Origin of the sequence: Mesorhizobium sp. M0663 (genome assembly GCF_040320585.1) — a bacterium.
GTDB lineage: Bacteria > Pseudomonadota > Alphaproteobacteria > Rhizobiales > Rhizobiaceae > Mesorhizobium.
Genome location: NZ_JAMYPX010000018.1, coordinates 28,768 through 49,612 on the forward strand (window position 1 = coordinate 28,768; position 20,845 = coordinate 49,612).

Here is a 20,845-nt window from a genome sequence, read left to right on the forward strand (position 1 = left end):
GGGCGTCAGGAGCGTGATCTGAACGCCTCGTTGAGTGCCCACATATCCTTCTCCTCGGGCGCGGTCTCCAATCCGAGCACGGGAACTTGCTTGCGCAAATGGTCGTGGTGGGTGCGCACGCCATATTCGAGATCGGAGAGGTAAAAACCTCCGAAGGCTTCGGACAGCATGGATTCGTTGGACCATATCGAAAGCTGTACATCCTCGGCCAGCGTGTCGCGGTCGATGCGGTAGGATAGGTAGCGGGCTGCCGCCTGTCGCCTGGTCTCGTCGCGATAGCGGTAGATGGCGCCGCGCAGCAGCGTCTCACCCGTCGACAGCGGAAATTCCTGATAGAACTGCACCGATTCCGGCATGATCGACAGCGCGTTGTTCGGGAAGATGCCGTAGTAGATCCAGGCCTTGCGCAGGTGTTCCGGCAGGTGCTTCGCCTCGGGTGCGAGCTTGATGTATTGCGCGACGCTCCAGCGCCGTCCGGCATACGGATTGTAGGTGGCGAACGAGCGCGACACGCCGTTGACGAACGGCTCGTCGAAATAGGTCGCACCGTAAAGGTCCTGCAGCGCCGGATGCGCCATGGCGACGTGGTAGCCTTCATTGTCGACATCGCGCACCGATTTCCAGTTGACCGGCGTCTTTTGGGTCCAGATGCCCCAGGACGGCACCATCTCGACGACGCCGTAATGGGCAATCTCGGCTTCGATCGGCTTCAACAGCTCGGCCACCGATGGCTGCGTCCCACCCTTGCGGAAACGGATGAAGATGAAGCCCATCCAGATTTCGAGCTCGAGCGGCATCAGGCCGAATTCGGTCTTGTCGAGGTCGGGGAAGGAACGGGGGCGGGCAGCACCGCGCAGCGTGCCGTCGAGATTGTAGACCCAGCCATGAAAGGGGCAGACCAGCGCATTCTTGCAAGTGCCCTGGCTGTCGGCAACGACGCGACTGCCGCGGTGGCGGCACATATTGTTGAAGGCGCGCACAACGCCATCCTTGCCGCGCACGATCAGCGCCCGCTCGCCGACCACATCCATCGTCAGATAGTCGCCGGCGTTCGGCACGTCGCAGACATGGCCGGCGATCTGCCAATGGTTGCGGAAGACGTGCTCTTTCTCGAGTTCGAGCAAGGCGTCGGAATGATAGCTCCAGCCCGGCAGCCCCCGCCGATCCCAATCGTTGGGGATTGCCACGTCACGCAGATGCGGGTTCATAAAAGGCTCTTTATTTATTGAATGCTCGTTCAATAAAAGCATATTTTCCGTTGAAATGCAATGGCTTGGGAAAATGGGGCGAATTCTTTACGGGAAATCGAGCGGGATTCGAGAGCCCAGTCCGAATGATCGAAGCCGGGAAAATCCCGGGAATTCCAGACGTTAATCCCCTTACACTTGTTGAGCGCCCGACGCTCTGTGGGCCTGGAAAAGCGACGTGGATCTGGTGCCGTGGGTAGCGGAAACGAGAATGCCACCGGTGCTGCCAGCTACGCCTGATCGGTTTGCCCAGGAATGGCCGCGGGCTTGGTTTCATGCCGGTTACACAATCGTTAATCCATCATCGTTGGCCGGTTACAAGGTGCGATTAAGTTCGTTTCAACAGGGAAAAGAAGAAGACCGAAGGAAACGACGATGCGTACGAAAATCCAGATCACCGATACCGACCTTCGCCAGCAGGGTCCCCAGCGTAACGACCGGCGCCCGAAGCTGGCGCTGCGCCAGCGCGCCAGTGATCATCCGATGGCGATGTTCATGCTGCTGGCGGCTGCCGCATTTGCCGGCATGGCGTTGACGCCGACCGTCGGTCCGGCCTTCGCCTCACTGAACCCGCCGGCCAACCTCATCAATGGCGCGACAACCACCACCAAGACGGCGCGCCTGCCGATGCCGGAGATCGATTTTGCCTGCAAGGGGCAGGCCTGGGGCGCCGAGAGCCTGGATTGCCTGCGCGTCATCGCTGCCCAGTCGGGCAAGGCACGACCGGTCCGCATGATCGCCAATGCCGCCCCGCTGGCCGATACGCCGAACGTTTTTTGATTTTTTTGCGAGCGCCCTCCAGCACTCCAGTCAGGCTCCCGCCGCAATGTCGGCCGGGAGCCTTTTTCTTCCGGGGCGAGATCGCGGAGTCTAGCCGCCCAGAGCGGCCTGCTCGGCAATGGCCGAGAGCACGCCGCGCACATCCAGCGTGCTGAACGGTTTTTCGAGGATCGGTGGTCGCTGCTGCGCCGGCAGCGCTTCGATCTCGCCTTTCGCGCCGATCAGATCGCCGGTGACAAGCACGAAGCGCCGCGCCAGACCCGGCATTTCGGCGAGTAGCTCGCGATAGGCGGCTATGCCGCTGGTGCCGGGCATGCGCAAATCGGAAAACACGATGTCCGGCGGCACATGGCCGCTCAGCGTCGCGGCGGCCGTGACCCAGGCCGGCACGACCCGCGACTTGATGCCCATCAGCTCCAGAATATCGGACAGCGACGCGGCGACATCCGGCTCATCGTCTATGATCAGCGCGTGACGCAAGCCGCTCGACCGCGACGGAGCTTCGCCGGCGGCGGCCGCGCCGGCAGCGATCGCCGGCAGCTGCACGACAAAACGCACACCTCTCGGCGAAACCTCCTCGAACCAGATATTGCCATTGTGCCGCTCGATGATCGATTTCGAGATCGACAGGCCGATGCCGGTACCGACACCGACCGGCTTGGTGGTGAAATAGGATTCGAATATGCGTGAGCGTATCGCTTCCGGCACGCCTGGCCCGTTGTCCTCGACCGAGAATCCGGGATTGCCGCGGTCGCTGCGAAACGTCCGGACCTTGATCCGGCGGTCGCCGGCAACGCCGGCCAAGGCGTGCTGGCTGTTGATGAGGAAGTTGGCGGCCACCTGCGTCACGTGGTCGGCATCGGCCATGGCCAGCAACGGGCCGCTGGCGAAATCGGTGTCGATGATGATGCCGCTCGACCGTGCACCATAGGCGGTCACTTCGAGTGCGGCACGGATCACCTGGTTGAGGTCGGTTTCGGCTTGTGCGGCCGGGTGCAGGCGGACCATCGACAGGAAGCTCTTGACGATACGGCCGCAGCGCTCGGCAGCGGCGCGCACCTTTTCGGCGCGCACCTTGGTCTGCGGATCGGCGGCGAATTCGTGCAGCAGCGTCGACTGGGCGACAACCACGGCCAGCGGATTGTTGAGCTCGTGCGAAACGCCGGCAAGCAGCGAGCCCATTGCCGCCATCTTCTCGTTCTGGTGCAGTTTTTCGCGCTGGCGGTTGATTTCCTCCTCGGCCCGCAATCTGTCGCGCAGGTCGCGGATAGAGCCGAAGATCAGCTGGCGATCGGCGACCCGCATCTCGGTTGCCGTCAGCTCGATCGGAAAAACCTCGCCGGCGGCGTTCTGGGTGACCGTTTCGAGCCGCTGGCCGACCATCGGCGCGCCGCGGCCCGACATATATTCGGCGCCGGACGCATAGCCCTTGCGGTAATATTCCGGCACGACCGTGTCGAGCAGGTCCTTGCCGAGGATATCGCTGCGCCGATAGCCGAACATCTTCTCGGCGGCCGGATTGAATTCGATGATCGAGCCGGTCTCGTCGATGACGATGATGGCGTCGAGCGAGGCCTGCAGCATGGTGCGGCGAATGACGTCACTGGCATGCGCGTCGGAGGGCGATCGTTCGATGGCATCGCCAATAGCGAGTGCCACCATGTGCAGCGCCGCCTCTTCCTGGTCGGTCCATTCGCGTTCGTTAACGCAGTCGTTGACCGCCAGCGTGCCCCACAAATTGCCGTGCGAAAAGACCGACACCGACAGGAACGACTTGATGTTCTGCTTTTCGAAATCGGTCCGCAGAAAGCCTTCGAGATCGCGTGTGTGCCCGGCGAAGATCTTGCCTTGACGCTCGTCCTCCGCCAGCCGTTCCAGCAATGGGTCCGAATCGACGACCGACTGCACGATGACGGTCGGTGATGCCAGCTCGCCGCCAAACCGGGGGGCGATCCAATAAGCGGCGACCGACTGGGCGAAGCCCTGGCCGGGCAGTTCGCGCAGGCGAAACAGGATGCCGCGGTGACAATCCATGGCTTCGCAAAGCGTTTGGAGAATACCTTCCATCTCGCGCTGCCAATCGCCGGCTTCGCGCAGCCGGCGAACCACATGCACGGCCACCATCGCCGCACCCTGCCTGGCGCCCTGCGTGTCCGCGCGTGCTGTTTCAGCCGTCATGGTCATTTCCTGGCCTTGGCTTGCTCAAGCCGCCAGGCCTCAGTTATTTTCACCGACCGGCAGCGAGAAGATATAGCCTTCGCCGCGCACCGTGCGCAGGAATTTCGGGTTGGCTGGGTCCGCTTCGATCTTCTTTCTCAGCCGCATGATGCGGATGTCGACCGCGCGGGACGATTCCGGGTCCTCGACGAAACCGATCGCCTCGGAGATCGCCGCCCGCGTCAACAGCCGGTTGGCGCGCGTCAGGAACACCTCCAGCACGTCGAACTCGCTCTTGGCCATGTCGATGACCGCGCCGTTGGCGCCGGTGACGAGCCTGCCGTCGAGATCGGCGTGAAAAGGTCCGAAGCTCACGGACCGGCGGCCGCCGGATGTTTCAGCCTTGGCTTTTTGTGGCTCGGTCGGCTCCGGAACGCGGCGCAGCACGCTGCGCACCCTGGCCAGCACTTCGCGCAATTCGTAAGGCTTGACGATGTAGTCGTCAGCGCCGAGCTCCAGTCCGACGATGCGGTCGAGCGCGGTACCGGCGGCCGTCGCATAGATGATGCCGATCGGCATTTTCGACCGCATCCAGCGGCCGAGCGACAGGCCGTCCTCGCCCGGCATGGCGATGTCGAGAATGGCCAGATGGAAGGACTGGGTTTCCAAAAGGCCGCGCGCCGCCGCCGCACTTTCGGCCGTGGCCACATCATAGCCGCTGGCGCCGAGATACTCGGCGACCGCATCCCTCAGGTCGGGCTCGTCCTCGACAATGACAATTCGTGCCCGCACGATGCTTTCGCTCCCGCTTTCAGCGGAAAGTAGATTGGGTATAAACATGATGTCCAGCACTCTTCTTGGGTTGCCGTATGCGGGGTAGAAAAACATGGCTGCACGATCCGTTATCGCGCTTGTTTCCGTCGCTGAAGTAATTGCGACCGATCTCGCCGATCATCTCGAGCGGCGCGGTCATGACGTCCGCGCGGCGCGACAGCCGTGGGAGGCCGAATCGCTGCTTTCGGAAAAGGGTATCGATGTCGTGGTTGTCGGCGACAGCGTCAGCCAGGCAGAGGGGCGCGACCTGCTCAGGCGACATGGCGGCGAAGGTGGACCGGATTTCATCCTGATCTGCCGCCCGGCCGATCTGGTCGACAAGGTTCTGGCGCTCGAACTCGGCGCCGCCGACGTCGTCGAAAGCCCGCTCAATGTCAGGGAGCTTGCCGCTCGCGTAGGCGGCCTTCTGGCTCGGCGCGGCAGGAGCGCCGGGGAACTGATCGTGCTGGAGAACGCGACCGTCGATCTCCGATCGGCCATCGTCATGCACCGCTCGGGCACGGAAGAACAGCTGTCCCCCGGGCAGGTGGCGCTGCTCAGGCTGTTCCTGGCCAGCCCGCGCAAGGTGCTGACGCGGGACGACATCATCGCCGCCGCGCCCGCCGAAAATGCCGAAGCCTTCGACCGGTCGATCGATTCGCGCATCGTGCGGCTGCGCCGCAAGCTCGATACCGAAACCATCACCACCATACGGGGTGCGGGTTACCGGTTCGATCCGCCGACGCAATTCGCCGATTGAAGGCAGGACGGCCACCCTCTTGTCTTGAGCATCGGATTTTCCCAAAACCGGTTTCCACCTTGGGGTCCGATGCTCTTCAGCGCACCACGAGAAGCGACGGGCCGGACAGCATGTCACTGTTCGTGCTGACCTCGCCGGCATGGGCACGTTCCTTCAGCAGCACGGTGGCGAGGCCGGCAATGCCGAGCAGCCCCTGGACGTAAAGCAGCGCGGAAAGCACGGAAGCGGCGAATTTCGTTTTCATCCTGTTCGTTCCTCAAAATTGGAATTTACGGGCACTTCAGGGGAACCCCCGAAGCGCCCGCGCCGCCAGCGGAGCCCCCCGTTGCGGCGCGGGCCTTCGGTCCTCTCGGCTGCAAGTTGCCGGAGGCGCCGCGCATCCTCAACGGCCCTAAGCCGCCCCCGCCAGAGGGGCTTGAGCCGGTCGACGCGCAGGCTGGAAACTGTCCAGACCAATCCAGACCGTAGCGAAAACAGTGTTGGCTTCCGATCGTTCGTTGCCGGCTGTTTTCGTTAGGTCAACTTTGCCTGTTCGCTGTATCCGGATCATGCCGCCGAGGCTGCGCTTTGTTGCAGCTCGGTTTCGGAGTCAGGTGAATTCCTATCAAACGAAAGGCAATCGCGTATTCGCGCCGCGGTTTGGCCGATCCGCCTAGGCAAACACGCCACCGTCATGACGACGTCGTGCAACTGCAAGCTGCTTTGCACGGACCTTTTCTGTTAACCAGGGGAAACAGAATCGAAACACAAACGAGCACGTAGCGAAATCGGCTTGAAACATGACGCCCCATCGAATTGAGCCGGCCCCGACCGGCAGAATAGGGGAGACATCATGTACACTGCCATTTCCGCCAAGCTCATCAACATCGCCGCCGCCCTCATCACCGGTACTGCCTTGCTTGTCAGTGCCGGCAACGGCGCAGCCCACGCCGCCGCCAACAAGATCGTCGCGCGTGTGTCGCTATCGCAGCAGACCATGGAAATCCTGGTCGACGGCCGGCCGACATTCGCCTGGAAGGTCTCGACCGGCGACAGGACGCACGTCACGCCGACCGGTTCGTTCAAGCCGACCCGCATGCATGAAATTTGGTATTCGAAGAAATACGACAACGCCCCGATGCCGCATTCGGTGTTCTTCAGCGGCGGCTACGCCGTACATGCGACAAGCGCCATCAAGCGCCTCGGCCAGCCAGCCTCGCATGGCTGCGTGCGTCTGCATCCGGACAACGCCGCCGATTTCTACCAGCTCGTCGAGGTCTTCGGCCCGGCCAACACCAGCATCGTCATCGTCAAGTGAGCGATGCTTCTCGTCGCTCCCAGGGGCCGGAAATTAGCGCAGTCTAATCCGGCATTACCGGCATCAGCTTCGGATCCGGCTTTTCGGCGTGATGCGGCAGGTCCTTGCTGGCGATAAAGGTGTAGAACATCGGCACCACGAACAGCGTGAACATGGTTCCGACCAGGATGCCGGTGAAGATCACCAAGCCCATCGAATAGCGTGCCGCCGCACCGGCGCCGCTGGAGATGATCAGCGGCACCACGCCGAGCGCCATCGCCGCCGTCGTCATCAGGATCGGCCGTAGCCGCACCTTGGCCGAGGCGATGATCGCATCACGCCGCCGCATGCCGTGCATTTCACGCTGCTGGTTGGCGAACTCGACCAGAAGGATGCCGTGCTTGGTGATCAGGCCGATCAGCGTGATCAAGCCGACCTGGGTGTAGATGTTGAGCGTGCCGAGCCCAATATTAAGCGGCACGATCGCGCCGAAGATCGACAGCGGCACCGCCATCATGATGATCAGCGGATCGCGGAAACTTTCGAATTGCGCCGCCAGCACCAGATAGATGACGAGCACCGCCGCCGCAAAGGCGATGATGATCGTGTAGCCCTGTTCCTTCTCCTGCCGCGATTGACCGGTATAGTCGATGAAGAAGGTGTCGGGCAGGCTTTGCTTGGCAATGTCCTCGATCGCCTGTAGCCCATCCCCGGTGGTGATGCCGGGCCGCGGCAAGGCAGAGATCGTCGCCGAGTTGAGCTGGTTGAACTGCTCGATGGCGGCCGGCGACGCGTTGGTCGAGATCTTCACCACCGCCGAGAGCGGCACCATCTCGCCCGATACGCTGCGCACGAAATACTCGCCCAGTTTTTCGGGATTGTCGCGGAATTGCTGCGGCACCTGCGGAATGATGTCGTAGCTATTGGATTCGCGGTCGAATTGCGCCACTTCGGCGCCACCGACCAGGAGCGTCAGCGTCCGGCCGATGTCGGCTATCGGCAGGTTGAGCGCGGCGGCGCGATCGCGGTCAATCGTCACTGTCACTTGCGGCGCGTCGAAGGTCATCGAATTCTGCACGACGATGAAGCGGCCGGAGGCCTGCGCCTTGTTCTTGATGTCTTCGGCCGCCTCGTACACCTGCGAGGCGTCGCCGGTCGAGCGCACGACCATCGTTATCGGCAGGCCGCCGCCGGAGCCGGGCAGCGTCGGCGGCGCGAAGACGAAAGCTTCGACGCCCGCCACCTTGCTCAGGCGGGCCGTAATGTCTTGCTGGATTTCCTTCGAGTTGCGCGTGCGGTCAGCCCAGTCCTTGAACGCAAAGCCGACGAAAGCGCTGTTCGTCTGGCCACCACCGAAGGCGACCGCGGAGAACTGTGCCCGCGTCTCAGGCAGATCCTTGACCAGGCCGAGTATCTGATTGACGTAGGTTTCGGTATAGTCCGACGTCGCGTACCGCGGCGCGGTCACCAGCGAAAGCAGGAAACCCTGGTCCTCTTCCGGCGCCAGTTCGCTCGCGGTCTTGGTGAACATGAAACCGGTCGTGGCGACCAGCGCGAGGACGATCATCAGCGTCACCGGGCGATAGTTCAACGAACCGGTGACGAGCCGCTCATAGATGTGTTCGACGCGCCCGAACGTATTGTCGACAATGCGCTGGAAGCGGCTGTGCGAGCCGGACCTCAGGATACGTGCCGACATCATCGGTGTGATGGTGAGGGCGACGACACCCGAAAGCACCACCGAGCCGGCAAGCGTCACCGCGAATTCGCGAAATAGTGCGCCTGTCAGGCCGCCGGTGAAGGCCAGCGGCGCGAACACGGCGGCCAATGTTATCGTCATGGCGACGACGGCGGACGAGATCTCGCGCATGCCGTTGAACGCCGCCTGCATCGGCGACAAGCCGTCTTCCTCCATATGGCGGTGGATGTTTTCCACCACCACGATGGCATCGTCGACGACAAGTCCGATCGCCAGCACCATGGCCAGCAACGACAAAAGATTGATCGAATAGCCCACTGAAAACAGCAGGAAACAGACGCCGATCAGCGACAGCGGAATGGTCACGATCGGCATCAGCACCGAGCGGAACGAGCCGAGGAAGAGCAGGATGACGACGATGACGATGGCGACCGCCTCGCCGATGGTCTTGAATACCTCCTCGATCGACGCGCTGATCTGCTCGGTTGAGTCGTAGACGATCTCCATCGTCATGCCGAGCGGCAGCGTCTCCTGAATGGTCGGCACAATCTTGTGGATTGCCGCCGCGGTGGTCAGCGGATTGGCGGCCGGCGTCGGAAAGATAGCGAGAAAGATGCCGGGCTTGCCGTTGAAGCTGACCCTGGTGTCGGTGTTCGCCGCGGCGAGTTCGACGCGGGCCACGTCGCGCAGTCTCACCACATTGCCGTCTTTCGAGCGGAGCGGAAGGGCAGCGAAAGCCTCCGGGGTCTGCAGCGTCGAGCGAACGGTGATCGAGGAAACCACATATTCGTTTTCGGTGTCGCCGGGCGCGGAAAGGAAATTCGATTCGTTGATGGCGGCCAGCATTTCCGCCGCCGTCACGCCGCGCGCCGCCAGTTTGATCGGGTCGATCCAGACCCGCATCGAATATTCGGCTGCGCCGAAGATCTGCACGTCGGCGACGCCTTCGACCGTCGAGATACGCGGCCGCACGACGCGCTCGATATATTCGGTGAGCTGTTCCGGCGTCATGTTCGGGTTCTGCATCGAGATGTACATCATCGCGAACTGCTGGCCGGTGCCCTTGACGATCACCGGGTCCTTGGTTTCGTCCGGCAGATCGCCGCGAACGCTCTGCACCTTCGACAAGACTTCGTTCAGCGCGACGTCGGGGTCGGAGCCGAGTTTCATCTGCACTGTCACGGTGCTGGATGACGGCCGGCTCGCCGACGTGACATAGTCGATGTTTTCGGTCGACGCGACGGCACGCGCGATCGGCGCGGAAATGAACCCCTGGATCAGGTCGGCGCTGGCGCCGGGATAGGCAGTGGTGATGGTGATGGCCGTTTCTTCAACCTCTGGATACTGCCGGATCGAAAGGTTGAAGATGCCCTGAAAACCCAGAAGCAGGATCATGCAGGCAAGCACGGTCGAAAGGACCGGGCGGCGGATGAAGAGGTCGGAAAAGCTCATTGCTGGGCTGCCTGCTGGTTCCCTGGCTTGCTCGGATCGATCGTGTTGTCGACGGCAACGGACATTCCGTTGGAGAGCCGGTTCTGGCCGGCGGTAACGACTTCGTCGCCTGGCGCGATGCCCTCCAGAATCTCGACCAGGCCGGCGTTGCGGCGGCCTGGCTTGACGAACACCTGGGCTAGCACGAGCTGCGGCTTCTGTTCTTCCGCTGCCGGCTTGGCTTCCTCTGCCGGTTTGGCTGGGGTAGCAGCCGACTTTTCGTCGGGTTTTGCCGCGGGTGCTTCGGCTGCGGGCTTGGCAGCATCTGCAGCCGGCTTTTCTTCCGGCTTTGCCTCGGGCGCCGCGCCGTTGGCTTCGGCGGATTTGGCCGGGCGCACTACGAAGACGAAGTCGCCGTACAGACTGGAGGTCAGCGCCGTCTGCGGCAGCGCCAGCACGTCGTTCTCCTCGGGCAGTTCGACGCGCACCTGGACGAACTGGCCGGGCGTCAGCTTGCCTTCGGGATTGCCGACCTCCGCCCTTACCGTCACCAGCCGGCTGGTCGGGTCGATCTTCGGATCGATACCGCGGATGCTGCCGGTGAACGGCATGTCGCCGCCGCCGACGCCCAACCGCACCGTCTGTCCGATCTTCAGCTGCGGAAGCTGCTGCTCCGGGACGGTGAAATCGACACGCATCGTGTCCATGTCCTGCAAGGTCACCACGGCGGTGCCGGGTGTGAGATACTGGCCAATGTCGATTTTCGGAATACCGACGGTACCCTTGAAAGGGGCCGTCAACTGCTTTTGGTCGAGCACCGCTTGCAGCTTGTTCACCTGCGCGGCGGAGACCGATGCTGCTGCCTGCGCTGTGTCGAGCGTAGCGTCGGTGCCGACCCCGCGCTTCTGCAGCTCAAGCGCGCGCATCAGCGTCGTCTGGTCGGAGGTGGCCTGCGCTTTCGATGCCACGAGGTCGGCCCGCTCGACTTCATCGTCGAGTTGCAGCAGCACGGCGTTGGCGGCGACCTTTTGATTGGCATGGAACAGGATGTCCTTGACGATGCCCGCGGTTTCGACGGTGAGGTCGACGCCCCGTACGGCACTGACAGTGCCGATCGCCTCGATGCCGGGCGTCCAGGACATCGGTTTGACGATGACCGTCGACACGGTCGCGGCCGGCGGCTTCATGGTGGCGAAGAACTGTTTGATCGCATTGTCGCGAAACAGGTTGAAGCCGACGATGCCGCCGCACACCAGCACGAGCAGAATGAAGGCGATGATGAAGCGCTTGATCACGAACAGTCCCCTCGGCCACGGCCCAGCATAACGGTCGGACGACCGGAACACATACCTGTGACTGGTCCCAATTTCAAATGACGGCGATCTTACTGTACCGTCTGGACGGTCTTGTCAATTCCGCCTAAGCTAATGAATGGGGAACCCTTGATGAAAGTCCGCAGAGCAAATTCGCGCGAGAAGATTCTCGCCGCCGCCGCCGCCGTGGCGCGCGAGACGGGTCCTGGCAGCCTGTCGCTGGATGCGGTCGCCAGCCGTGCCGGCGTGTCGAAGGGTGGTCTTCTCTACAATTTCCCGACCAAGGCGAAATTGATGCAGGCGCTGGTAGAGGATTACCTGCGCGCCTTCGAGCAGGCCCTGGAGTCCGCCCGCACGGCCGGCGTCAACGGCGAAAGCCCGCTTGCAACTTATATCAAGCTGTCGGCCGAGCATGCCGAGGAATCGAAACCGTCGGCATCCTGGATATTTTCGGCGATTGCCGAGGATCCCGATTTCCTGACCCCGATAAAATCGTTCAGGCGGCAGCTGTTCGAGCGGCTGAAGCAGGAAACGCCGAACCTCAAGGCGCTGCTGGTCTGCTATCTCGCCATCGAAGGGCTTCGCAGCATGAACCTGTTCGGTTCGGACATTCTCTCCGCCGAAGAGCGCCGGCTGCTGATATCGACCCTGCTGGAGATCGCGGAATAGTCTAGGAATGCGCTGGCCGGGTTCAACTGCCTCGGTCGCGTCGATCGCCCGTTGCGTCAACCCAAAGTGCCTGCCGTCACACAGGCTTCATCGTGCCGACATAGCGTCCTCCCATTCTTTGCTGCAACGCAGGAGGAGTGGGGTGTGGTCGATATTGTTTCAAGCGAGGCAGGAATTCCAAGGCCGGAGCATCCGCTTGACCGGCCAAACGACACCGGTAAATGGTTTCTGCCGGCCTTTGCCGTCATCATTCTGGGCGGCCTTGCCTATGTCGGCTACGCGCTCAGCCAGGACCTGACCAGCACCATCGCGGTGCCGTGGATCCTGCTTGGGCTGGCGCTGCTGATCGCGCTCGGCTTCGAATTCGTCAACGGTTTTCACGACACTGCCAATGCGGTGGCAACGGTGATCTACACGCATTCCATGCCGGCCGAGCTTGCAGTGATGTGGTCCGGCTTCTTCAATTTCCTCGGCGTGCTCACCGCCAGCGGAGCAGTCGCCTTCGGCATCATTTCGCTGTTGCCGGTCGAGTTGATCCTTCAGGTCGGATCGAGCGCGGGGCTGGCCATGGTCTTCGCGCTGCTGGTCGCGGCGATCATGTGGAATCTCGGAACCTGGTATCTCGGCCTGCCTGCCTCGAGCTCGCACACACTGATCGGTTCGATCATCGGCGTCGGTCTCGCCAACCAGTTCATGGCCCCGGCCGGCTCCGTCACCAGCGGCGTCGACTGGTCGCAGGCGTCCAATGTCGGCCTGTCGCTCCTGATCTCGCCGCTGGTCGGTTTTGGCCTGGCTGCACTGCTGCTTCTGGTGATGAAGCTGCTGGTCAGGAACCGCGAGCTCTACGAGGCGCCCAAGTCGAGCGCGCCGCCGCCGCTGTGGATTCGGGCGCTGCTTATTTTCACCTGCACCGGCGTCAGCTTTGCCCACGGCTCCAATGACGGGCAAAAGGGCATGGGCCTCATCATGCTCATCCTGATCGGCGTCGTGCCGACCGCCTTCGCGCTCAACCGCACACCGGACGTGAACTATCTCGAAGCTTACAAATCGGCGGCGACGCAAGTCGAAACGGTACTCGGCAAATACGTCAAGCCCGGCGTCGTCGTGACTGACGCGGCGACCGCGGTCGGCGACGCCGTTCGCACCAAGACCTGGAAGGACGAGACCACGCCTGCCCTGCAGAGCTTCATCCACGACACCAGCGCCATGTTGTCGCCCTATCCGTCCGTGGAAAAGCTGCCGACAACGCTGGTCAGCAACGCCCGCAACAACATCTATCTTATCGGTGAAGCGCTGAAGCTGATCGACAAGAAGAAGCTGCTGCCGATGGAGGCAGACGACCTGAAGGCGGTGACGACCTACCATAAGGCGGTCGACAACGCGACGAAGTTCATCCCGCTCTGGGTCAAGGTCGCCATCGCGCTGGCGCTCGGCCTCGGCACCATGGTCGGCTGGAAGCGCATCGTCGTCACCGTCGGCGAGAAGATCGGCAAAAGCCATTTGACCTACGGTCAGGGTGCGTCCGCCGAGCTTGTCGCGATGGCGACGATCGCATCGGCCGACTATCTCGGCCTGCCGGTCTCAACCACCCATGTGCTGTCCTCGGGCGTTGCCGGCACCATGGCGGCGAACGGCTCGGGCCTGCAATGGTCGACGGTGCGCAACATGCTGATGGCCTGGATACTGACCCTTCCGGTCTCCATCTGTCTTGCCTTCGTGTTGTTCGTCATCTTCCGCCAGGTGTTCTGAGCGGGGGCAGGGTTTGACCAGAATGTCGCGGCACCGGCCCCGGCGCCGCCCTGATCACCTGAACGTGCATCGTTTCGGCGGCGGCCATGAATGACGCATCGCATCTGACATTGCTTGCCGCGGACGACCAGCATCATGCTCCCGGGCTGGTCTGGGCCTATCATGCCGCTCCCGGCAAAGCTCCCGAACCGCTGGCGCCCCGAGACATAGAGGCCGCGCTGGCCTCAGCGGGCGGCTGGGTCTGGCTGCATGTCGACCTTGTCGACCGGCGCGCCCATTCCTGGGTCAGCCATGCCTGCGCGCTGCCGGCGTCGGCTCATGCAATCCTCGAAGGACATGAGGACAGCCTAGTGCTGGCGCATGAGAATGGCGTCGTCCACGGCATTTCGGCCGATCTGCATGGCGAGATCACCCATCAGTCGACGACCATCGGCAGATTGCATTTTGCGGTCTCGGAACGGCTGCTGGTCACCGGCCGCCGGCATCCGCTGGCGGCAGTGGAGGAAGTGCACACGGCCCTTGCCGCGGGGCTGCGGCCGGCCACGGCATTCGAGCTGTTCGAAATGCTAGTCATGGCTTTTTGCAAGACCACCAGCCTGCGGCTCGCCGCGGCAACGAAGCGGCTGGATGCAGTCGAGGATCATCTCGTGACCGAGCGGCTTGCCGACGAAAAACGGCAGCTGAAGGATGTGCGCCGCCTTGCCGTATCCCTGCATCGGCCGATCTCGGCCCTGGCAGCGCTTTTCCAGGACGAAGACCGTTCCGCCTGGAACCTTTCCGCCGGCGCACATGAAGTTCTGCGCCGGCTTGCTGCGCGCCTTGAACGGCTCGACCGCGAGGTCGTCATGATCAACGACCGGGCAAGGCTGCTGCAGGAGGAGCTTGCGGCTGAGCTTGCCGACGAATCGAACCGTAGCCTCAAGGCGCTGGCGGTGATGAGCGCGCTGCTTTTGCCAGGAACCCTGATCGTCGGCATTTTCGGCATGAACACAGGCGGACTGCCATTTGCCGAGAGTCCCAGCGGCTTCTTCCTGGCGATGCTGCTGGCGGTTGGCGCGACCGGCCTGTTCTACTGGCTCCTACTGCGCGCCGGCGCCAATCTGCGGTTCTGAGGCCGATTAATGGCGGCGTTCGTTCACCTGTGTCAAAATACGGGCTGCCACCTCGAAACCACGCCATCCCGCCTTCCGAAAATCGGTTCCGATTTTCAGGCCGATGCGCTAGAGCCTTTCGGGATTGAACCGTGCCTTTAACCCGGAAAGGCTCCCACCGCTGCCCATGCCCCATCTTCCCGAGCATCTTCTCACCGGCTACCGCAATTTCATGAATGGCCGCTATCTCACCGAGAGCGGGCGTTATCGCTCGCTGGCGCGAGAGGGCCAGGCACCGGAAACGATGATCGTCGCCTGCTGCGATTCCCGTGCCGCGCCCGAAGCGATCTTCGATGCCGGGCCGGGCGAGCTGTTCGTGCTGCGCAATGTCGGCAATCTAGTGCCGCCCTATGCGCCAGACGATCAGTTCCACTCGACATCGGCGGCGCTCGAATTTGCGGTGCAGAGCCTCAAGGTCAAGAACATCGTGGTGATGGGCCACGGCCGCTGCGGCGGCATCCGCGCAGCGCTCGACACCACGGCCGCCCCATTGTCGCCGGGCGATTTCATCGGCAAATGGATGAGCCTGATCGCGCCGGCGGCCGAGACCGTGTCGTCGAGCACCTTCATGACGGCGACCGAGCGCCAGACGGCGCTGGAGCGCATCTCGATCCGCTATTCCATTGCCAATCTGCGCACCTTTCCTTGCGTCTCGATCCTCGAAGGCAAGGGGCGGCTATCGCTGCACGGCGCCTGGTTCGACATCTCGACCGGCGAGCTTTGGGTGATGAACAAGGACACCGGCGATTTCGAGCGGCCGGAGATGGAGTAGGAGACAAGGCATGACGCGACTTCGGGACGCGTTCGCGGCTGCGGCACTGCTGTGCTCGGCAGATTTCGCCCGTGCCGACGATAGCGCGATCATCGATCGCTGGTATTCGGCACTGCTCGTCGCCGACCGCAGCGAATTGTCGGACCTGCTCGCCGACAACGTCCGCATCAAGCTCGACGACCTCGGCGTCGTGCAAAGCAAGCAGGAATTCATCGCCTCGATCGCCGAGTGGCAAGGCGCCGTCGCCGGGGCCGAAATCCGCCACCGGATCGAGAAATCGGAGAGCGGCGTCACCACTGTGATCGCCTGCTATGATTTTCCCAGCAACGACATGCTGATGCAGGAGACCTTTGCCGTCGCCAACGACCAGATCACCGCCAGTTCGCAGGCCGCAATCGCCGAAAACTGCGACGGCTACTGACGGAGTTTTCCGCCCAGGGCTTTTTTGGTGACGGGCGCTGGAATTGCCGCGTTATCTCGCGTCTAAAAAGCGCACTGTCATCGTAATTCCCGTAATTCCACCCAATATCGAAGTCTCTAAAACGATATAGACGACACGATTGCTCGGGCAACGTCCAATTCTTTCAGACAATCCGTGTCATTAGCCATACCGACGTATGTCATAAATACAACATCATTCCCATTCGACAAATACCAGGCAGATAGCAATTGATCCACGGCCTCTGACAATACGCCAACAGAGATTATACCTTCAGACTCGTTGTTTGTGATATGACCTACATCTATGGAATTATTTTGGCAAAACTGAATCATAAATGGTCTCAGAACGTTAAAGTCTACGGTTGTTTTTCTCCGCTACGATACTTCGCAATAGAGAATTGAACCGCGCCGCCGCCGTCCGTTTCTTTGGCTAAGGTAGGTGGCGACCCCTCTGGAAGATCGCCGGTTATATCTACCCATCCGGCAGGTAGGTCGAACGTGAGGCCATAGAATTCTACTCTCATTAAGGTTCCTTTGGATCAGATGTCAGGATACGAGTGGAAGCCTCAGTCGAAGGAAAATGCAGGTTACAAGATAATAATCTTGGTACGCATAGAATTCGGCTCGAACGATACTCACGGCACCATGTGGGCACGCGTCGGCGTTAACCAGGCGTGCTGTTGCGCGCAACCGGCCGGCGCCTTACATCGGTGACGATCCGCCTCCTCCCGCCACTCAGCGAAAGTTTGCCCATGCCGTCCACCGTCGACCTCGCCGCCCATCCGCTGACCGCATGGCAAGGGCCGCTCGGCCTGCCCGATTTCACGCGCATCGGCGACGGCGATTTTTCTCCGGTCTTCGACGCGGCCCTCAAGGCGCATGAGGCCGAGATCGAGGCGATTGCCGGCAACACCGGGACACCGACGATCGAAAACACGCTTGCCTCGCTCGAGCTTGCCGGCGAGGCGCTCGACCATATCTCCTCGATCTTCTGGTGCCGCGCCGGCGCTCACACCAACGAGGCGATCCAGGCGCTGGAGCGCGACATCTCGCCAAAGATGTCGCGGCACTTCTCGGCAATCTCGATGAACGAACGCCTGTTCGCCCGCATCGACCACCTCTATCAGCACTGCGATGCTTTGAAGCTCGATGCCGAAACGCTGCGGGTGCTGGAAAAGACCTGGAAAAACTTCGTCCGCTCCGGCGCCAGGCTCGACGCCGAAGGCAAGAAGCGACTGGCCTCGATCAACGAGGAATTGTCGTCGCTCGGCACCAATTTCAGCCAGAACGTGCTTGCCGATGAGCGCGACTGGGCGTTGTTCCTCGACGAGGCCGACCTTGCCGGCCTGCCGGAGTTCCTGAAAAGCTCGATGGCGGGAGCCGCCGAGATGCGCGGCCAGAAGGGCCGCTACGCCGTCACTTTGTCGCGTTCAATCTACGAGCCGTTCTCGACCTTCTCAGAGCGCCGCGATCTACGCGAGACAGCGTTCCGCGCCTTCATCATGCGTGGTCAGAATGGCGGCGCCACCGACAACACGGACGTGGTGCGCGACATGCTGCGCCTGCGCGCCGAGAAGGCGAAGCTGCTCGGCTATGCTTCCTACGCCGCATTGAAGCTCGACGATACCATGGCCAAGACGCCGGAGGCGGTGCACGCGCTGCTCGATCCGGTCTGGGAAAAGGCGGTGGAAAAGGCCGCAAGCGACCAGGCCGAATTGCAGCGGCTGGCGGCCGAGGCCGGCAGCAACGAGAAATTCGCTGCCTGGGACTGGCGCTTCTATCAGGAGAAGCTGCGCGCAGAGAAATTTGCCTTCGACGAGGCCGAGCTGAAGCCGTACCTGCAGCTCGACCGCATCATCGACGCCTGTTTCGACGTGGCAACACGATTGTTCGGCATTTCTTTCGAAGAAAAGAAGGGCATTGCCATCTGGCATCCGGACGCACGTGTTTTCGTGGTGAAGAATGCCGACGGCAGCGAGCGCGGCCTGTTCCTCGCCGATTACTTCGCGCGGCCTTCGAAGCGCTCCGGCGCCTGGATGAGCGCGCTGAAATCCGGCTACAAGCTAGGCGATGGCTCCAAGCCGGTCATTTACAACATCATGAATTTCGCCAAGCCGCCGGCCGGCGAGGCCGCCTTGCTGTCGGTCGATGAGGCCAAGACCCTGTTCCACGAATTCGGTCATGCCCTGCACGGCATGCTGACCGACGTCGCCTGGCCGTCGGTCGCGGGCACCTCGGTCAGCCGCGATTTCGTCGAGCTGCCCTCGCAGCTCTACGAGCACTGGCTGACGGTGCCGGCGGTGCTGGAAAAACATGCGCTGCACGTCAAGACCGGCAAGCCGATGCCGAAGGCGCTGGTCGAGAAGATGCTGGCGGCGCGCACCTTCGGCGCCGGTTTCGCCACGGTCGAGTTCACCGCCTCGGCGTTGGTCGACATGGCCTATCACGCACACCCGGATGCGCCGGACCAGCCGCTTCGTTTCGAAGCCGAAACGCTCGAAAAGCTCAATATGCCCGACACCATCGCCATGCGTCACCGCACCCCGCATTTCGGCCATATCTTTGCCGGCGATGGCTATTCTGCCGGCTATTACTCCTACATGTGGTCGGAAGTGCTTGACGCCGATGCTTTCGCCGCCTTCGAGGAAACAGGCGATCCCTTCAACCCGGCGCTGGCCGAGCGGCTGCGCAAGAACATCTACGCCGCCGGCAGCTCGAAGGACCCCGAAGAACTTTACACCGCCTTCCGCGGCAAGATGCCTTCCCCGGAAGCGATGATGGCCAAGCGCGGACTGGTGTGATGCATGCCCGCTCTTGTCACCGTTCTCTTTCCATCCTGATTGATCTCGGCTGTCATGGCGGCGGGTTGCGCACCGCCTGATCCGGTTTCCGCCGATCCCGCTCGGCCCCGTTGGCCGGTCGCGTCGTTGAGGTGACTGCACTTAATGCGGTCTCCATCGTTCCGGCCGAAGGAGCCGCGTTCATGGCGGCACTACGGGCTGTGCGGGGTTAGGCAACGACAGCTTGCCCGCTATGCTGATCGGCCGCTGCCGCATCTGGACCGCGCCTTGCGACGACCGCTACGGAAATAAATCTCTCAGTCGCGAACGTCAGCCCCGCCAACGGAAGGCGGGGCTGGTAAGTTGATTGTCCCGGCAAGCTTTTTTGCCGGGGCGATTGGCCTAGGCAGGCACAAAGCCAAAATAGGCTTTGTAGGAAGCCCCCTCGCCGGAAATCAGGGGCGTTTCCACTTTGAACCCAATCCCGCTGAAGGTGGTATTGTTCGTGCGTGCCGCGAGCAACACCATCTGCTTTGCGGAGATGGTCACTGTCGCGCTCCCGATCCTGTCATCGCCCCAATCGAAGAGATCGCTGATGGCGCCGCCGATCGATGGCATCAAGGATCCCAGGGCGGGGCCGGCTATCGCGGCAATGATAGGTCCTGCCACCGGAATGAGGCCCAAAGCCAGCGTGCCCGCCGTATGGACGCCCATGACGATCTTCTGCACCTCGTCCTTGTATTTGTTGGGGTCGCCAAAATCGTTTTCCATCAGCACCGTGCCGATATTGATGCCGTAGGGCTTGCCTCGATAGATTTCCATAAGGTCGGGTCTCGTATCTCCGGCATCGACGTCGCCATAGACCTGGCTGCGCCTGGTGTCGGCGATCTGCGGCGTTGTCACGCTGACGATGACATAGGGTTCGTCCGCACTCGATCCCTGATCCCAGTCGGTTTCGCCGAAGCAATGGAGGCCGGTATAGTGGACGACGACATCTGGAAGGTCGATCGCGCCGGTGTCGGGCCACCAGTATATGCCGCCGTTTTCAAACAGATTGGCACGGCCACCATCGGCAAATTCGGTCTCGTCGGTCGTGGGATAGCCCAGATATGACTGTTCCCAGCCCAGGCTCTCCCACTTCTTGCGGATGTCACCGTACACCACGTTGGCTCCTGTGTTCGGTGTCCAGTAGATCGAGCCGGCATTGGCAAAATGGTTGTAGCGCCCGACGCCGTCGGGAGTTCCGGTTTCGTCGGTGACCGGATAGCCGAGAACCGAGCGCTCCCAGCCCATTGCTGCCCATTTGCCGCGAATTGCCCCCCAAATCGCTTGAGCACCGGTATTCGGTGTCCAGTAGATCGAAGCGGTATTGTTGTTGAAGTGATTGTATCGGCCGACGCCGTCGGGAGTTCCGCTTTCGTCGGTGCAGGGAATGCCCCACGCGAGACCGCCAAGCGCAATCCACTTCCTGTAGATTTCGCCATGGATCTCAAAGGCGTCGTGCATGGCATCGTTGTAACAAATGCATGAGCCGTTCTTGAGATACCAGGCTTTTCCAGTGTCCTTCCTGTCGATCTCGGCGAAGCCGGCGCCTCCAAGGGAGTTGTACTTTTGCTGTATGACAGCTTCGGGCGAGAGGAGCGACCAAGGCCCGATCCTGAGCTGGTCGGAAAGTCTTGTGGCTCCAGCGCGGATGGTGCCGGCACGCACTCTCGAAGTTGCTCTGGCAGTATACGGCATGACCTTTTCCTTCCTGTGAGTGTTGGTATCGGGGGCTTCAGGCCTCCGGTGATCGGTTTTGATCGAC

At 61.9% G+C, this 20,845-nt stretch carries 16 protein-coding genes; 9 read left to right on the forward strand and 7 right to left on the reverse strand.

What is annotated here, in order from left to right; translation table 11 throughout:
• Window positions 1-5: 5 nt before the first annotated feature.
• A complete protein-coding gene (locus NKI54_RS24965; RefSeq protein ID WP_352692608.1) occupies window positions 6-1,208 on the reverse strand; it encodes an aromatic ring-hydroxylating oxygenase subunit alpha in 1,203 nt (400 codons plus the stop codon).
• A gap of 414 nt (window positions 1,209-1,622) precedes the next feature.
• On the opposite strand from NKI54_RS24965, the gene NKI54_RS24970 reads away from it, so the two are divergent.
• The gene (locus tag NKI54_RS24970; protein ID WP_352636922.1) at window positions 1,623-2,027 is read left to right on the forward strand and encodes a hypothetical protein; all 405 of its coding nucleotides are present in this window, start codon (window positions 1,623-1,625) and stop codon (window positions 2,025-2,027) included.
• A 90-nt stretch (window positions 2,028-2,117) separates the two neighbouring features.
• Here NKI54_RS24970 and NKI54_RS24975 read toward each other — a convergent pair whose 3' ends face one another.
• Together NKI54_RS24975 and NKI54_RS24980 are read right to left on the reverse strand one after the other, a co-directional pair.
• The gene (locus NKI54_RS24975) at window positions 2,118-4,205 is read right to left on the reverse strand and encodes a PAS domain S-box protein (RefSeq protein ID WP_352636923.1); all 2,088 of its coding nucleotides are present in this window, start codon (window positions 4,203-4,205) and stop codon (window positions 2,118-2,120) included.
• Window positions 4,206-4,244: 39 nt separating this feature from the next.
• Window positions 4,245-5,024, reverse strand: a complete 780-nt coding sequence (locus tag NKI54_RS24980; protein ID WP_352636924.1) for a response regulator — start codon at window positions 5,022-5,024, stop codon at window positions 4,245-4,247.
• Between the two features lie 46 nt (window positions 5,025-5,070).
• On the opposite strand from NKI54_RS24980, the gene NKI54_RS24985 reads away from it, so the two are divergent.
• Window positions 5,071-5,757, forward strand: coding sequence for a response regulator transcription factor (locus tag NKI54_RS24985; RefSeq protein WP_292663715.1), 687 nt, complete (start codon window positions 5,071-5,073; stop codon window positions 5,755-5,757).
• 76 nt (window positions 5,758-5,833) lie between these two features.
• Here NKI54_RS24985 and NKI54_RS24990 read toward each other — a convergent pair whose 3' ends face one another.
• Entirely contained in the window at window positions 5,834-6,001 is a 168-nt protein-coding gene (locus NKI54_RS24990; RefSeq protein WP_352451255.1) for a hypothetical protein, read from the reverse strand.
• A 588-nt stretch (window positions 6,002-6,589) separates the two neighbouring features.
• Here NKI54_RS24990 and NKI54_RS24995 point away from each other — a divergent pair.
• Window positions 6,590-7,054, forward strand: a complete 465-nt coding sequence (locus NKI54_RS24995; RefSeq protein WP_352569490.1) for a L,D-transpeptidase — start codon at window positions 6,590-6,592, stop codon at window positions 7,052-7,054.
• 43 nt (window positions 7,055-7,097) lie between these two features.
• Here the strand turns inward: NKI54_RS24995 and NKI54_RS25000 are convergent, their stop codons facing one another.
• The gene (locus NKI54_RS25000) at window positions 7,098-10,184 is read right to left on the reverse strand and encodes an efflux RND transporter permease subunit (RefSeq protein WP_352692610.1); all 3,087 of its coding nucleotides are present in this window, start codon (window positions 10,182-10,184) and stop codon (window positions 7,098-7,100) included.
• Entirely contained in the window at window positions 10,181-11,458 is a 1,278-nt protein-coding gene (locus NKI54_RS25005; RefSeq protein ID WP_502897348.1) for an efflux RND transporter periplasmic adaptor subunit, read from the reverse strand. Before NKI54_RS25005 ends, NKI54_RS25000 begins: the two co-directional genes overlap by 4 nt.
• A gap of 150 nt (window positions 11,459-11,608) precedes the next feature.
• Here NKI54_RS25005 and NKI54_RS25010 point away from each other — a divergent pair, with 150 nt between their 5' ends.
• The 6 genes from NKI54_RS25010 to NKI54_RS25035 all read left to right on the forward strand — a co-directional run bounded on the left by NKI54_RS25010 (window position 11,609) and on the right by NKI54_RS25035 (window position 19,059).
• Window positions 11,609-12,145, forward strand: coding sequence for a TetR/AcrR family transcriptional regulator (locus NKI54_RS25010; RefSeq protein WP_352636925.1), 537 nt, complete (start codon window positions 11,609-11,611; stop codon window positions 12,143-12,145).
• 144 nt (window positions 12,146-12,289) lie between these two features.
• A complete protein-coding gene (locus NKI54_RS25015) occupies window positions 12,290-13,894 on the forward strand; it encodes an inorganic phosphate transporter (protein ID WP_352692611.1) in 1,605 nt (534 codons plus the stop codon).
• 86 nt (window positions 13,895-13,980) lie between these two features.
• Window positions 13,981-15,006 carry a transporter gene (locus tag NKI54_RS25020; protein WP_352594108.1) on the forward strand — a complete coding sequence of 342 codons (1,026 nt, stop codon included), beginning with the start codon at window positions 13,981-13,983 and terminating at the stop codon, window positions 15,004-15,006.
• Between the two features lie 166 nt (window positions 15,007-15,172).
• Entirely contained in the window at window positions 15,173-15,817 is a 645-nt protein-coding gene (locus tag NKI54_RS25025; RefSeq protein WP_352636927.1) for a carbonic anhydrase, read from the forward strand.
• A gap of 10 nt (window positions 15,818-15,827) precedes the next feature.
• A complete protein-coding gene (locus NKI54_RS25030; RefSeq protein WP_352636928.1) occupies window positions 15,828-16,238 on the forward strand; it encodes a nuclear transport factor 2 family protein in 411 nt (136 codons plus the stop codon).
• A 766-nt stretch (window positions 16,239-17,004) separates the two neighbouring features.
• Window positions 17,005-19,059, forward strand: a complete 2,055-nt coding sequence (locus tag NKI54_RS25035; RefSeq protein ID WP_352636962.1) for a M3 family metallopeptidase — start codon at window positions 17,005-17,007, stop codon at window positions 19,057-19,059.
• 381 nt (window positions 19,060-19,440) lie between these two features.
• Here the strand turns inward: NKI54_RS25035 and NKI54_RS25040 are convergent, their stop codons facing one another.
• On the reverse strand, window positions 19,441-20,778 hold the full coding sequence (locus NKI54_RS25040; RefSeq protein WP_352636930.1) for an LGFP repeat-containing protein: 1,338 nt from the start codon (window positions 20,776-20,778) through the stop codon (window positions 19,441-19,443).
• Window positions 20,779-20,845 lie beyond the last annotated feature (67 nt).

Coding starts and splice junctions, on each gene's coding strand:
- NKI54_RS25025 (WP_352636927.1), top strand. CDS start 15,173: ATGCCCCATCTTCCCGAGCATCTTCTCACCGGCTACCGCAATTTCATG.
- NKI54_RS24985 (WP_292663715.1), top strand. CDS start 5,071: ATGGCTGCACGATCCGTTATCGCGCTTGTTTCCGTCGCTGAAGTAATT.
- NKI54_RS25030 (WP_352636928.1), top strand. CDS start 15,828: ATGACGCGACTTCGGGACGCGTTCGCGGCTGCGGCACTGCTGTGCTCG.
- NKI54_RS25020 (WP_352594108.1), top strand. CDS start 13,981: ATGAATGACGCATCGCATCTGACATTGCTTGCCGCGGACGACCAGCAT.
- NKI54_RS24965 (WP_352692608.1), bottom strand. CDS start 1,208: ATGAACCCGCATCTGCGTGACGTGGCAATCCCCAACGATTGGGATCGG.
- NKI54_RS25000 (WP_352692610.1), bottom strand. CDS start 10,184: ATGAGCTTTTCCGACCTCTTCATCCGCCGCCCGGTCCTTTCGACCGTG.
- NKI54_RS24980 (WP_352636924.1), bottom strand. CDS start 5,024: ATGTTTATACCCAATCTACTTTCCGCTGAAAGCGGGAGCGAAAGCATC.
- NKI54_RS24990 (WP_352451255.1), bottom strand. CDS start 6,001: ATGAAAACGAAATTCGCCGCTTCCGTGCTTTCCGCGCTGCTTTACGTC.
- NKI54_RS25010 (WP_352636925.1), top strand. CDS start 11,609: ATGAAAGTCCGCAGAGCAAATTCGCGCGAGAAGATTCTCGCCGCCGCC.
- NKI54_RS25040 (WP_352636930.1), bottom strand. CDS start 20,778: ATGCCGTATACTGCCAGAGCAACTTCGAGAGTGCGTGCCGGCACCATC.
- NKI54_RS24975 (WP_352636923.1), bottom strand. CDS start 4,205: ATGACGGCTGAAACAGCACGCGCGGACACGCAGGGCGCCAGGCAGGGT.
- NKI54_RS24970 (WP_352636922.1), top strand. CDS start 1,623: ATGCGTACGAAAATCCAGATCACCGATACCGACCTTCGCCAGCAGGGT.
- NKI54_RS24995 (WP_352569490.1), top strand. CDS start 6,590: ATGTACACTGCCATTTCCGCCAAGCTCATCAACATCGCCGCCGCCCTC.